This window comes from Kitasatospora sp. NPDC056651 (assembly GCF_042792155.1).
Lineage (GTDB): Bacteria > Actinomycetota > Actinomycetes > Streptomycetales > Streptomycetaceae > Kitasatospora.
The window spans coordinates 1-12,168 of sequence record NZ_JBHTWX010000052.1 but is presented as its reverse complement, the minus strand read 5'-3'; the positions used below and the strand labels follow the sequence as shown (position 1 = coordinate 12,168).

The 12,168-nt window shown below is 69.7% G+C and carries 14 protein-coding genes; 2 read left to right on the top strand and 12 right to left on the bottom strand.

What is annotated here, in order from left to right; genetic code table 11:
- Window positions 1–6 precede the first annotated feature (6 nt).
- The 12 genes from rplB to rfbB form a co-directional block, all read right to left on the bottom strand.
- On the bottom strand, window positions 7–843 hold the full coding sequence (gene rplB, locus ACFRAR_RS20830) for a 50S ribosomal protein L2 (protein WP_363427434.1): 837 nt from the start codon (window positions 841–843) through the stop codon (window positions 7–9).
- 43 nt (window positions 844–886) lie between these two features.
- Window positions 887–1,204 carry a 50S ribosomal protein L23 gene (gene rplW, locus ACFRAR_RS20825; protein ID WP_030280768.1) on the bottom strand — a complete coding sequence of 106 codons (318 nt, stop codon included), beginning with the start codon at window positions 1,202–1,204 and terminating at the stop codon, window positions 887–889.
- Window positions 1,204–1,881, bottom strand: a complete 678-nt coding sequence (gene rplD, locus ACFRAR_RS20820) for a 50S ribosomal protein L4 (protein ID WP_380699605.1) — start codon at window positions 1,879–1,881, stop codon at window positions 1,204–1,206. The genes rplW and rplD overlap by 1 nt, the downstream gene beginning before the upstream one ends.
- Before the next feature lie 4 nt (window positions 1,882–1,885).
- On the bottom strand, window positions 1,886–2,533 hold the full coding sequence (gene rplC / locus ACFRAR_RS20815) for a 50S ribosomal protein L3 (protein ID WP_350503569.1): 648 nt from the start codon (window positions 2,531–2,533) through the stop codon (window positions 1,886–1,888).
- A gap of 14 nt (window positions 2,534–2,547) precedes the next feature.
- The gene (rpsJ, locus tag ACFRAR_RS20810; RefSeq protein WP_012785157.1) at window positions 2,548–2,856 is read right to left on the bottom strand and encodes a 30S ribosomal protein S10; all 309 of its coding nucleotides are present in this window, start codon (window positions 2,854–2,856) and stop codon (window positions 2,548–2,550) included.
- 390 nt (window positions 2,857–3,246) lie between these two features.
- Entirely contained in the window at window positions 3,247–5,061 is a 1,815-nt protein-coding gene (locus ACFRAR_RS20805) for a hypothetical protein (protein WP_380699604.1), read from the bottom strand.
- Between the two features lie 126 nt (window positions 5,062–5,187).
- On the bottom strand, window positions 5,188–6,090 hold the full coding sequence (locus ACFRAR_RS20800; RefSeq protein ID WP_380699603.1) for a glycosyltransferase family 2 protein: 903 nt from the start codon (window positions 6,088–6,090) through the stop codon (window positions 5,188–5,190).
- A gap of 4 nt (window positions 6,091–6,094) precedes the next feature.
- On the bottom strand, window positions 6,095–6,493 hold the full coding sequence (locus ACFRAR_RS20795) for a DUF2304 domain-containing protein (RefSeq protein WP_380699602.1): 399 nt from the start codon (window positions 6,491–6,493) through the stop codon (window positions 6,095–6,097).
- Window positions 6,490–7,179: a glycosyltransferase family 2 protein gene (locus ACFRAR_RS20790; RefSeq protein WP_380699601.1), complete on the bottom strand. Its 690-nt coding sequence runs from the start codon at window positions 7,177–7,179 to the stop codon at window positions 6,490–6,492. Before ACFRAR_RS20790 ends, ACFRAR_RS20795 begins: the two co-directional genes overlap by 4 nt.
- A 69-nt stretch (window positions 7,180–7,248) precedes the next feature.
- Window positions 7,249–8,586, bottom strand: coding sequence for a lipopolysaccharide biosynthesis protein (locus tag ACFRAR_RS20785; protein WP_380699600.1), 1,338 nt, complete (start codon window positions 8,584–8,586; stop codon window positions 7,249–7,251).
- Complete coding sequence (gene rfbD / locus ACFRAR_RS20780) at window positions 8,583–9,518, bottom strand: dTDP-4-dehydrorhamnose reductase (protein ID WP_380699599.1); 936 nt, start codon at window positions 9,516–9,518, stop codon at window positions 8,583–8,585. The genes ACFRAR_RS20785 and rfbD overlap by 4 nt, the downstream gene beginning before the upstream one ends.
- Window positions 9,515–10,492: a dTDP-glucose 4,6-dehydratase gene (rfbB, locus tag ACFRAR_RS20775; protein WP_380699598.1), complete on the bottom strand. Its 978-nt coding sequence runs from the start codon at window positions 10,490–10,492 to the stop codon at window positions 9,515–9,517. Before rfbB ends, rfbD begins: the two co-directional genes overlap by 4 nt.
- 80 nt (window positions 10,493–10,572) lie before the next feature.
- On the opposite strand from rfbB, the gene rfbA reads away from it, so the two are divergent.
- Together rfbA and rfbC are read left to right on the top strand one after the other, a co-directional pair.
- Entirely contained in the window at window positions 10,573–11,448 is an 876-nt protein-coding gene (gene rfbA / locus ACFRAR_RS20770; RefSeq protein WP_380699597.1) for a glucose-1-phosphate thymidylyltransferase RfbA, read from the top strand.
- Window positions 11,445–12,044 carry a dTDP-4-dehydrorhamnose 3,5-epimerase gene (gene rfbC / locus ACFRAR_RS20765; RefSeq protein WP_380699596.1) on the top strand — a complete coding sequence of 200 codons (600 nt, stop codon included), beginning with the start codon at window positions 11,445–11,447 and terminating at the stop codon, window positions 12,042–12,044. Before rfbA ends, rfbC begins: the two co-directional genes overlap by 4 nt.
- Window positions 12,045–12,168: the final 124 nt, after the last annotated feature.

Here is a 12,168-nt window from a genome sequence, read left to right as displayed (position 1 = left end):
CTGCTCCTAGCGCTTCTTGTTGGTCTTGCGGCGGCGCACGATGAGAGCGTCCGACGCCTTCTTCGGGCGACGGGTGCGACCCTCCTTCTGGCCCCACGGCGAGACCGGGTGGCGACCACCAGAGGTCTTACCCTCACCACCACCGTGCGGGTGGTCGATCGGGTTCATGGCGACACCACGCACGGTCGGGCGGACGCCCTTCCAGCGCATACGGCCGGCCTTGCCCCAGTTGATGTTCGACTGCTCGGCGTTGCCGACCTCGCCGACGGTGGCGCGGCAGCGCGCGTCGACCAGGCGGATCTCACCGGAGGGCATGCGCAGGTGCGCCATCTTGCCCTCACGCGCCAGCAGCTGGATGCCGGAACCGGCGGAGCGGGCCATCTTGGCACCGCCACCGGGACGCAGCTCCACCGCGTGGATGGTGGTACCGACCGGGATGTTGCGCAGCGGCAGGTTGTTGCCCGGCTTGATGTCGGCGCCAGCGCCGTTCTCGATCCGGTCACCCTGCGCGATGCCGCGCGGCGCGATGATGTAGCGCTTCTCGCCGTCCGCGTAGTGCAGGAGCGCGATGCGCGCGGTGCGGTTCGGGTCGTACTCGATGTGCGCGACCTTGGCCGGCACGCCGTCCTTGTCGTGACGACGGAAGTCGATCACGCGGTAGGCGCGCTTGTGACCGCCACCCTGGTGGCGAACGGTGATCCGACCGGCGTTGTTACGGCCGCCCTTGCTGTGCAGGGGGCGAACCAGCGACTTCTCCGGCGTGGACCGCGTGATCTCTACGAAGTCGGCCACGCTGGAGCCACGACGGCCCGGCGTAGTCGGCTTGTACTTGCGGATGCCCATTTGGCTCTCTCGTCCTCGTCCTTATCGACGATCACGATCTCCGTTAGGAGACCGGACCACCGAAGATGTCGATGCGGTTGCCCTCGGCCAGCGTCACGATGGCGCGCTTGGTGTCCTTGCGCTTGCCAAAGCCCGTCTTGGAGCGCTTGCGCTTGCCCTGACGGTTGATCGTGTTGACAGCCTCGACCTTGACCGAGAAGACCGCCTCGACGGCCTGCTTGATCTGGGTCTTGTTGGCGCCCGGCGACACGATGAACGTGTACTTGTTCTCGTCGAGAAGGCTGTAGCTCTTCTCGGAGATGACCGGCTTCACCAGGACGTCACGGGGGTCCGTGAACGTCTTGCTCGTAACGTCGCTCATCAGGCGGCGCTCCCTTCGAGCTCGCCCTCAGCGGCAACGGCCTTGGCGGACGCGGCCGGACCGGCCACGAAACGCTCGAAGGCGGCCTGGGTGAAGACCACATCGTCGGAGACGAGCACGTCGTAGGTGTTCAGCTGACCGGCGTCCAGGATGTGCACGTGCGGCAGGTTACGAGCGGACTTCAGGCCCAGCTCGTCCGCGCGCTCGACGACCAGGAGGACGTTCTTGCGCTCGGTGATCTTGCCGAACAGGCTCTTGGCGGCCTTGGTCGACGGCACCTCGGCCGCGACCACGTCGGTGACGACGTGGATGCGGTTGTGGCGGGCCCGGTCGGTGAGCGCACCGCGCAGAGCGGCGGCGATCATCTTCTTCGGGGTCCGCTGCGAGTAGTCGCGCGGCACGGGACCGTGCACGACGCCACCGCCGGCGAACTGCGGCGCACGGGTCGAGCCCTGACGGGCGCGGCCGGTGCCCTTCTGGCGGTACGGCTTCTTGCCGCCACCGCGGACCTCGCCACGAGTCTTGGTCTTGTGGGTGCCCTGACGGGCCGCAGCGAGCTGCGCCACGACGACCTGGTGCATCAGCGGAACGCTGACCTTCGCGTCGAAGATCTCGGCCGGCAGCTCGAGGCTGCCGGTCTTGTCACCCGAGGGCGACAGGATGTCAATGGTGCTCATATCCTCACAGCCCCTTCGCCGCAGTGCGGACGAGGATGAGGCCGCCGTTCGGGCCCGGGATTGCGCCCTTGATCAGGAGCAGCCCCTTCTCCGCGTCAACGGCATGGATGGTCAGGTTCTGGGTGGTCACACGCTCGTGGCCCATCCGGCCGGCCATCCTCACGCCCTTGAACACGCGACCCGGGGTGGCACAGCCACCGATCGAGCCGGGCGAGCGGTGCTTGCGCTGCACACCGTGACCGGCGCCGAGGCCCCGGAAGTTGTGGCGCTTCATGACACCGGCGAAGCCCTTGCCCTTGGAGGTGCCGGTCACGTCGACCTTGACACCCGCCTCGAACAGCTCGGCGGTGATCTCCTGGCCCAGGGTGTACTCGGACGCGTCCGAGGTACGGAGCTCGACCAGGTGGCGACGCGGGGTGACACCGGCCTTGGCGAAGTGACCCGCGAGGGGCTTGTTCACCTTGCGGGGGTCGATCTCGCCGAAGCCGATCTGGACGGCGTCGTAGCCGGCCGGGCTGTCGGCGGTGTGGACCTGGGTCACGACATTCGGCCCAGCCTTGACGACGGTCACCGGGACGACCCGGTTGTTCTCGTCCCAGACCTGGGTCATGCCGAGCTTCTCGCCCAGGATGCCCTTAATCTGCTTAGCCATCTTCGGTGCGCCTCTCAGAGCTTGATCTCGATGTCGACGCCAGCCGGCAGGTCGAGACGCATGAGCGAGTCAACCGTCTTCGGCGTGGGGTCGAGGATGTCGATCAGACGCTTGTGAGTACGCATCTCGAAGTGCTCGCGCGAGTCCTTGTACTTGTGCGGCGAGCGGATGACGCAGTACACGTTCTTCTCAGTGGGCAGCGGCACCGGGCCCGCGACCTGCGCACCAGTACGAATCACCGTCTCGACGATCTTCTTCGCCGAGGAGTCGATGACCTCGTGGTCGTAGGCCTTGAGCCGGATGCGGATCTTCTGTCCCGCCATGGCTACTCAGTAGTCCTTTGTCCTTAGTCACTGCACGACCGACCTCCGACCCCCGCGCTCGGGCGTGTCGCACTCGCGCTTGCAAAAAACCAACGAATCACTTCGTCGGTTTCAAACTTTGGGGTAGAGGGGCCGGGTCGAGGCCCCGCACACGCTTCCCGGAAGATTCCCGTACTTTCGCCCCGCAGCTGCCGTGGCGTAGAACTCACGCTTGACGGCCATCACGGGAACGACGAGTACATGGGACTCGCTTCCGGTCCTCCCGGCGGGAGGCGCGCAGCATCGGCACTCAACCGAGCAACTTGGACATACTGCCACACGGAGCAGTCCGGATGCCAATCGGGGCCGGTGAGACCCTCCCCACCGGCCCCGATCGGGTGGTTCCGCAGCTCAGGCCTTGCGCCAGAGCACCCAGCCGCGCTCCAGGTTGTACTTCGTGATGTACCAGCCCGGCCTCGGGTTCGGCCAGCTGGCCTGCGGCGGGGCGTCCTTGTCGGCGGCCGTCGCCAGGACGGCGGTGGCCCGCTCCGGCAGGGCGTCGCCGGCCTTCAGGTCCTCGGTCCAGACCCGGCCCCAGTAGACCTCGTAGGACAGCGCCATCCGGGCGTCCCAGTTGAGGTTCCCGTCCATGACCAGGTTGTCGTCCTTGCGCAGCCCGGCCTCCTTGTACAGGCCGACGGCCTCGTACTTGCGGGCCTTGCCGTGCGGCGCGGAGACGTTGTCGGTGATGGAGACCGTCGCGTAGGCGGCGAACATCGTCACGCAGCCCACCACGGCCGCGACCACCCGGCGTCCGCCGGCCACCCGCAGCAGCAGGCAGGCGGCCAGCACCGCCAGCGCTCCGACGGTCGTCCGGGCCATGTGCAGGCCCTCCCAGGTCGAGGCCAGGAACATCGCGTCCGGCACCGTCCACGGGCTGGCCCAGAGCTTGAGCTCGGAGCCCGCGTACGCGCCGACCGAGACCTGGATGACCCCGATCACCACCGCGCCGATCCCGGCCAGCCACAGCAGTGAGCGCTTGCCCGCCCGGAACAGCACGGCCAGGCCGACCACCAGGAACAGCGGCACCAGCACCGCGCAGTACCGGGCGTACACCCAGTTGTCGATCCGGTTGTTGTCCGCCAGGCCGGCCGCCGAGGCCAGCGCGGTGCCGAACAGCATGGCGACCATGGTGAAGGCCACCACCCGCTCGGCCACCGGGTACCGGCGCCGGAACACGACCGTCACGCACAGCACGAAGGCGATCGCCCCGAAGCCGTACGTCGAGGTCATGAAGTACCAGAGCTGCCCGAAGGTGCGGGCGATGATCGTGCCGCGGTACTGGGGGTCCCCCAGGTTCTCGAAGACCTTGTTGCCGACGCTGCTCGGCGGCACGTCCTTGAACTGGCTCTCGACGAAGCCGGCCAGCAGCTTGGCGCCCAGGAAGGACACCCCGAGCCCGCCGACCCCGGCCAGCGAGGCGAGCCGCGGCGCCCAGCCGACGGCCAGCACCACGACCAGCACCAGCGCGGTCAGCGCCACGACCACGCCGCCGCGGTCGTGGGTGGCCATCGAGTAGCCGGCCACCAGGCCCATCGCCACCGCGTACAACGCGCGCCGGCGCGGCGAGCCGGGCGAGAGCCAGCCGTGCATCGTGATCAGCCAGACCAGCAGGAGCACCGGGAGCACGGTGTCCGACATGACGAACTGGGAGTAGAAGGTCACCGGCGGCACCAGCGCCACGGCGGTGCCCACCAGGTACGCGTTCCGCCGGGACAGGCCCAGCCGGCGCGCCGCCACCACGACCAGCGGGAACACCAGCGCGTTGAGCACCGCGTTGATGGCCATGATCAGGTGGTACGCGGTGGCCGGGTTGTCGGCGATCCGCAGCGCCGGCGAGATCAGCAGCGGGTACCCGCCCGGGATCACCACCCCGACCGGCATCTCGGTGGTCGGCCGGCCGGCCAGCACCCGCGCTATCACCAGGTAGGAGTCCTCGTCGGCGTGCACCGACGGGAAGTAGTTGTGGATCGACAGCACCAGGCGGAACACCACCTGCCCGCCGTAGCCGAGCAGCAGGGCCACCGGCCAGAACCAGCGGTGGGCGGCCAGCACCCGCAGCCGGGCCCGCACGGCCGGGGCCAGGGCGTCGGGCGCGTTCTTGCCGCCGTCCTCACCCCGGCCCGGCCCGTCGGAGGTGTGGGCGGAGTCGATCAGCGGCTGCACCGGGACACTTCCCTACTTGTGTGAGTTGACGACCGCGTCATGTACGACAACGACCGGCCCCCAGGCGGCAGTTCACCTTCGGGTGACTGCGCCTGGGAGCCGGTCGCGGAGATCGGCCCCGGCGCCCTAATGCCGCTGCCCGCCGGTCAGCGCGTGGCGGACCAGCACCTTGGCCCCAGCCGTCTGGCCGCGCTTCAGCGCGCCCGGCAGCATGGTCAGCGCGTGCAGGCGGGAGGCGCTGCGGAACCGGGCCGCACGGGCGGCCTTCGGCCAGCCGCGGGCACCCATCCGCTCGGCCACCGCGTTGAAGTACCGCTCCGCCTCGGTGAACCGGGTGCCGGAGTAGGCCTGCACCGAGGACTCACTGACCGCGTGCCGGCGGTACTGGAAGACGACGGTGGTGTTGTCCACCATCATCTGCTCGCCGCACTCCAGCAGGTCGACGACCAGGGCCAGGTCCTGGATCACCGAGTACTCGTCCCGGAAGTTGACCGCGCGCAGCGCCTCGCCCCGCCAGCAGATCGACGGGAAGTAGAGCCAGTTCCCGCGCAGCACGCTGGCGGCCAGCTCCTCGCCGCCCATCAGCCGCCGGCCCCGGACGGTCGGCGCGTAGAGCTTCTCCTTGACGTTGTCCGCCAGGCCGGAGCCGACCGCGCCCTTGCCGTCGATGACCTCGACGCCCGGCTGCACCATGCCCAGGTCCGGGTTGGCCTTGAGGATCGCCCGGACGGTCTTCAGGTAGTGCGGGTGCAGCAGGTCGTCGCAGCCCATGATGACCACGTGGTCGGCCGTGGACAGCTCCACGCACTTCTGGAAGTTCTTGGTGATGCCGAGGTTCTGCTCGTTGCGCAGGTAGGTCACCCGGTCGTCACCGAGCTCGGCGAACCAGCCCGGGACGTCCGGCTCCTTGCCGTCGTCGATGACGGTGAGCCGGAAGTCCGGATCGGTCTGGGCGAGGATGCTCCGCACCGCGGCCTGCATCAGCGCCACGTCGCCGTAGTACGGCAGCATGAACTCGAAGGTCGCCATGGACTCAGGCCTTGCTCCGGTCGACCGGCGCGGAGATCGGCAGGTCCAGGTCGAAGCGCTCCTCGTTCAGCCGGGCGCCCTCGTTGATGGCCACCGTGCGCGCCAGGTCGGTGAGCTTCTTCTCCAGCGAGCGGAAGCGCAGGAAGGTGTTCAGCGTCAGGAAGCCCATCGCCAGCACCATGCCGTACAACACCAGGTCGGTGCCGCGGCCGACGCCGAGCTGGTGGGCCAGCCAGGTCACGTCGGTGGGACGCAGCACCGCGTAGATGTTCACGATCACGAAGACGGAGAACGCGATCCGCTTCCAGGCGCGGGTGTTGGCACGGTCCCAACGCCGGATGAACATGAAGGCGAGAGAGACCGAGCCGAGAATGAGAACCAGCTGGATCCAGAAGAATTTCATCGGCGGCTACGCTCCCGCAGCGAGATGTCGAAGATGATGTTGACGCCGTTGATCAGGGACTGACCCTTGGCGCGTGAGTAGTCGGTGTACAGGATGTCCACCGGAAGCTCGGCGACCCGCAGGTCGGAACCGGCCAGGAAGCTGACGATCTCCGACGCGTGCGCCATGCCGTTCATGGTGATCCGCAGCCGGCCGGCGGCCTCGCGGTTCAGCACGCGCAGGCCGTTGTGGGCGTCGGTGAGCTTGAGCTTGCGGGCGGTCGGGCTGACCGTCGCCGCGGTGCGCAGGACGACCCGCTTGATCCACGGCACCTGGCCGTTCTGCTCGATGAAGCGCGAGCCGAGGACCACGTCCACCTCGCCCTCCCGCAGCAGGGCGACCATCTTCTCGACGTCGGCGGTCTGGTGCTGACCGTCCGCGTCGAAGGTGGCGTAGTACTTGGACCCGGGCTGGGCCAGGGCGTAGGCGAGGCCGGTCTGCAGGGCCGCGCCCTGACCGAGGTTGACCGGGTGGCGCACCAGGTGCGCGCCGGTCGCCATGATGTGCTTGGCCGAGTCGTCGCCGCTGCCGTCATCGACCACCACGATGTTCGGGAACGTCTTTCGCGCTCCCTCCACAACGTCGGCGATCACCTGGCCCTCGTTGTAGGCCGGGATCACCAGCCAAACATCGTCGTACTGGGACACGGAGGCTCCATGAATGGGGTCTGGCCCGCGCTGCTGCGCGGCGATCTGAAGATGAGGGGCGGACAACGGTCATTCACCGGCCGTACGGCTGCTCAACACCGCGGTGTTCGGGTCCCCCGACTGCTGGACGGAACCGGCGGAAGTCGTCGCCGAACGGGCGAAACTCTGCCTCAGAACCGCCAGCATACCGAGGACGGTGGCCACCGAACCGGCCGTGTACGCAAGGATCACGCGGGTGGACACCTCTCCCGGCAGGAAGGTCACCCCCGCGAGGACCGCGGTTCCGACCGCCCAGCAGAGCAGCTGGAGGTTGTGCCGCTTGAATACCATCAGCGCCTGCCCCAGCACCATCGCGAACATGTACGCGACGGTTCCGGTGGACAACCAGAAGAAGTCGAGGCAGCCGAGCACCGGCTTGGCGCCGAAGAGCACCTGGATCAGCCACGGTCCGAGGGCGACCGCCGGGATGCCGCCGAGCAGGCCGAGCGCGCCCACCACGACGCCGATCTTCCTGAGCATCCCGGTGAAGGCGGCCCGGTCCCCGACCGCGATCGCGGCGGAGAGGCCGTTCAGCAGCGAGGCCTGGAGCGAGCCGAAGACGAACAGCGGCACCCGGGCCAGCACCAGCGCGTTGAGCAGCGCGGCGATCAGCGCGGAGTCGGAGGGCGCGAGCAGCTTGGTGCTCATCACCGCGGCGTTCACCACGACCTGCGAGAGCAGCGTGGAGCAGATCAACAGGCCCAGCCCGGAGCAGAGTTCGGACCAGCCGAGCTGCTCGCCGGGCTTGGCCGCGCGCAGCAGCGGGGGCAGGGTGACGAGCGTCGCGAGGATCGGCGCGATCGCCAGGATCAGGCTGAACGCCAGCGCCGAGTGCACCCCGGCCACGCCGAAGGCGAGGGCCAGGCCGATCCGCAGGCCGCCGTCCAGGCCGAGCTGGGTGCCGTACGCGCCGAAGCGGCCGAGGCCGGCCAGCACGCCGCGGGTGACGTAACAGACGGCCATGCCGGTGAAGGCGCCGCCGAGTGCCAGCACCAGCGAGCGGTCGCCGTGGAACATCCCCCGGGCGATCGGCCCGGAGGCGGCGGCGAGGGCGACCAGGGTCGCCGCGAGGATCCCGCCGGTGAGGACGGTCGCCCGGCGCAGCAGCGGCGCGGCACCGTGGCCGAGCGCCGCGCGCGCCGAGACGATCCGGGTGAGCTCCTGCTCGATCGGGAAGAAGACGCCGATGCCGACGGACATCACGATCGTCCACAGCAGCGAGACCTTCGCCATGTCGTCGACCGACAGGCTGTGGCCCGCCACCCCGAGGTGGATGTAGGAGGCGGCGCCCAGTACGACGGTGCCGCCGCCCACCGCCAGGGTTCCCGGCGGCAGCGCGGCAGCCACCTTCGTCAGGGGGTTCTTCACTGAGGTCTGTCGCTCTCCGTGGTCCGGGCCGTGGCGGCCAGTTCGGCGAAGACGGGTCGGGTCAGGGCCTCGGCCAGCATGGTCCGCCACTCGGGCAGCGGCGCCAGCCCGGCGGCGGCCCAGCGGTCGTGGGCCAGCACGCTGAAGGCCGGCCGGGCGGCCGGGCGGACGAAGGCCTCCGAGGTGGTCGGGCGGATCCGCTCCGGGTCCAGCCCGCTCAGCGCGTAGGTCTCGCGGGCCAGTCCGCACCAGGTGGTCCGGCCGCTCGCGGTGCCGTGGTAGACCCCGGCGGGAGCCCGGCCGGCGAGCGCGGCCCGGCCGAGCTCGACCAGGCGGCCGGCCAGCGCGTACGACCAGGTCGGCTGGCCGTGCTGGTCGTCCACCACGTCCAGGGTGTCCCGCTGGGCGGCGAGCTTGAGCATGGTGGCCACGAAGTTCGGGCCGTGCTCGCCGTACAGCCAGGCGGTGCGCACGATGTAGCCGTGCTCGGGGAGCAGGTCGGCGACCGCCCGCTCCCCCACCAGCTTGCCGCGGCCGTACGCGTTCACCGGCGCGGTCGGGGCGTCCTCCGGGCAGGGCTCGGTGGCGTCGCCCGGCAGCACGTAGTCGGTGGAGACGTGCAGCAGCCGTGCGCCGGTCTTGGCGCAGGCCGCGGCCAGGAGGCGCACGCCGGTGCCGTTGACGGCGGTGGCGGCGTCCTCCTCGGTCTCCGCGCCGTCGACGTTCGTCCACGCGGCGCAGTTGACCACGATGTCGTGGCCCTCGACGGCGGCCTGCACGGCCGCGGCGTCGGTGATGTCGAGGTCCGCCCGGCGCAGCGCGGTGACCTCGGCGGACGGGTCGGCGCCCAGCACCGACAACAGGTCCTGCCCGAGCATCCCGGCCGCGCCGGTGACCAGCCAGCGCACTCGGCCGGCGGCGTTCGCGGTCACTTGGCCAGGGCCGCCTTCTGCTTCAGCGGCTCCCACCAGGCGCGGTTCTCGCGGTACCAGGCGATGGTCGCGGCGAGGCCGTCCTCGAAGCGGACCTGCGGCTCGTAGCCGAGCTCCTCGCGGATCTTGCTGATGTCGATCGAGTAGCGCAGGTCGTGGCCCTTGCGGTCCTCGACGTGCTCGACCATGTCCCAGCCGGCGCCGGCGGCCTCCAGCAGCAGGCCGGTCAGCTCCTTGTTGGTCGCCTCGGTGCCGCCGCCGATGTTGTAGACCTCGCCCGCGCGGCCGCCGCGCATGACCAGCTCGATGCCCCGGCAGTGGTCCGAGACGTGCAGCCAGTCGCGGATGTTGCCACCGTCGCCGTACAGCGGCACCTTCTTGCCGTCGATCAGGTTGGTGGTGAACAGCGGGATGACCTTCTCCGGGAACTGGTAGTGCCCGTAGTTGTTGGAGCAGCGGGTAACCACGACGTCCATGCCGTGGGTGCGGTGGTAGGCCAGCGCCAGCAGGTCGGAGGAGGCCTTGGAGGCCGAGTACGGGGAGTTCGGCTGCAGCGGCCAGGTCTCGGTCCAGGAGCCCTCGCTGATCGAGCCGTACACCTCGTCGGTGGAGATGTGCACGAAGCGGCCGACGCCGTGCTTGCGGGCGGCGTCGAGCAGCACCTGGGTGCCCACGACGTTGGTCAGCACGAACGGGCCCGCACCGGCGATCGAGCGGTCCACGTGGGACTCGGCGGCGAAGTGCACCACCACGTCGTGACCCGGCATGACCTGGTCGACGGCGTCCACATCGCAGATGTCGCCCTGGACGAAGGTGTAGCCCCGGTGGCCGGCCACGGGGGCCAGGTTCTCCAGGACACCCGAGTAGGTGAGCTTGTCGAAGACCGTGATCCGGGCATTCTCGTCAGCCCCGAGGAGCTGACGGACGAACTCCGAACCGATGAATCCGGCGCCGCCGGTCACGAGGATGCGCATAATGCGCGTAGTCTACCGCCGCCCGAATGCCCTCCCGCCCCGGCCCCTACCGCGTTCGCGATCTCGAATAGGGTGCACCCATGCGTGGAATCCTCCTGGCCGGCGGCACCGGCTCGCGGCTGTGGCCGCTGACCCGTGCGGTGTCGAAGCAGCTCCTCCCGGTCTTCGACAAGCCGATGATCTACTACCCTCTCTCGACCCTCGTGATGGCCGGGATAAGCGAAATCCTGATCATCACCACCCCGAACGACCGGGACCAGTTCGAGCGCTTGCTGGGCGACGGTTCCCAGTTCGGCCTGAAGCTCCAGTACGCCGTCCAGGAGAAGCCCGAGGGCATCGCCCAGGCCTTCGTGCTCGGCGCGGACTTCATCGGTGACGAGCCGGTCGCACTGATCCTCGGCGACAACATCTTCCACGGCAGCGGCCTCGGCACCCGGCTCACCGAGCACGCCGACATCAAGGGCGGCCGGGTCTTCGCCTACCCGGTGGCCGACCCGACCGCGTACGGCGTGGTCGAGTTCGACGGCACCGGCCAGGTCATCTCCATCGAGGAGAAGCCGACCGAGCCCAAGTCCCGGTACGCCGTCCCCGGCCTGTACTTCTACGACAACCGGGTCGTCGGGATCGCCCGCGACCTGGAGCCGAGCGCCCGCGGCGAGCTGGAGATCACCGCCGTCAACGACGCGTACCTGCGCACCGGCGACCTGCACGTGACGATCCTCGACCGCGGCACCGCCTGGCTGGACACCGGCACGTTCGTGTCGATGGTCCAGGCCTCGGAGTTCGTCCGGGTCATCGAGGAGCGCCAGGGCTTCAAGATCGGCTGCATCGAGGAGGCCGTCTGGCGGGCCGGGCTGATCGACGACGCGCAGCTGCGCGAGCTCGCCGAGCCGCTGCTGAAGAGCGGGTACGGCCAGTACCTGCTGGGACTGCTCGAAGAGGCGGCCGCCAAGTGAAGTTCCGCGAGCTCTCCATCGAGGGCGCCTTCGAGATCACCCCGCAGGTGCACGGCGACGCCCGCGGCCACTTCACCGAGTGGTACCGCTTCGACCGCCTCGCCGAGGTCGTCGGCCACCCGCTGGACCTGGCCCAGGCCAACCTGTCGCTGTCGGCCAAGGACGTCGTGCGCGGCATCCACTTCGCCGACGTCCCGCCCGGCCAGGCCAAGTACGTGACCTGCACCCGCGGCGCGGTGCTGGACGTCATCGTCGACCTGCGGGTCGGCTCGCCGAACTTCGGGAAGTGGGAGTTCGTCCGGCTGGATGACACCGAGCGCCAGGCCGTCTACATCCCCGAGGGCCTCGGCCACGGCTTCTGCGCCCTCACCGACGACGCCACGCTGACCTACCTCTGCTCGGCGACGTACAACCCGACCGGCGAGCACGGCGTGCACCCGCTGGACTCGGAGCTCGGCATCGAGTGGCCGACCGACGCCCCGCAGCTCTCGGCCCGCGACGCGGTGGCGCCCACCCTCGCGGAGGCCCTCGCCGGCGGCCTGCTGCCGGACTACCAGGCGTGCAAGGCCTACACGGACTCGCTGAAGCGGCAGTAGCGGAGGCCTGACCGACGGAGGGGGCGCGTGCGCCCGGACGCGCCCCCCCCCGCGGGGGTGCGGGCGGCAGGGGAAAGCATTGGCGGGGGAGCGGGCTCAAGGAGTCCGGCGCAAGGGGTACGGA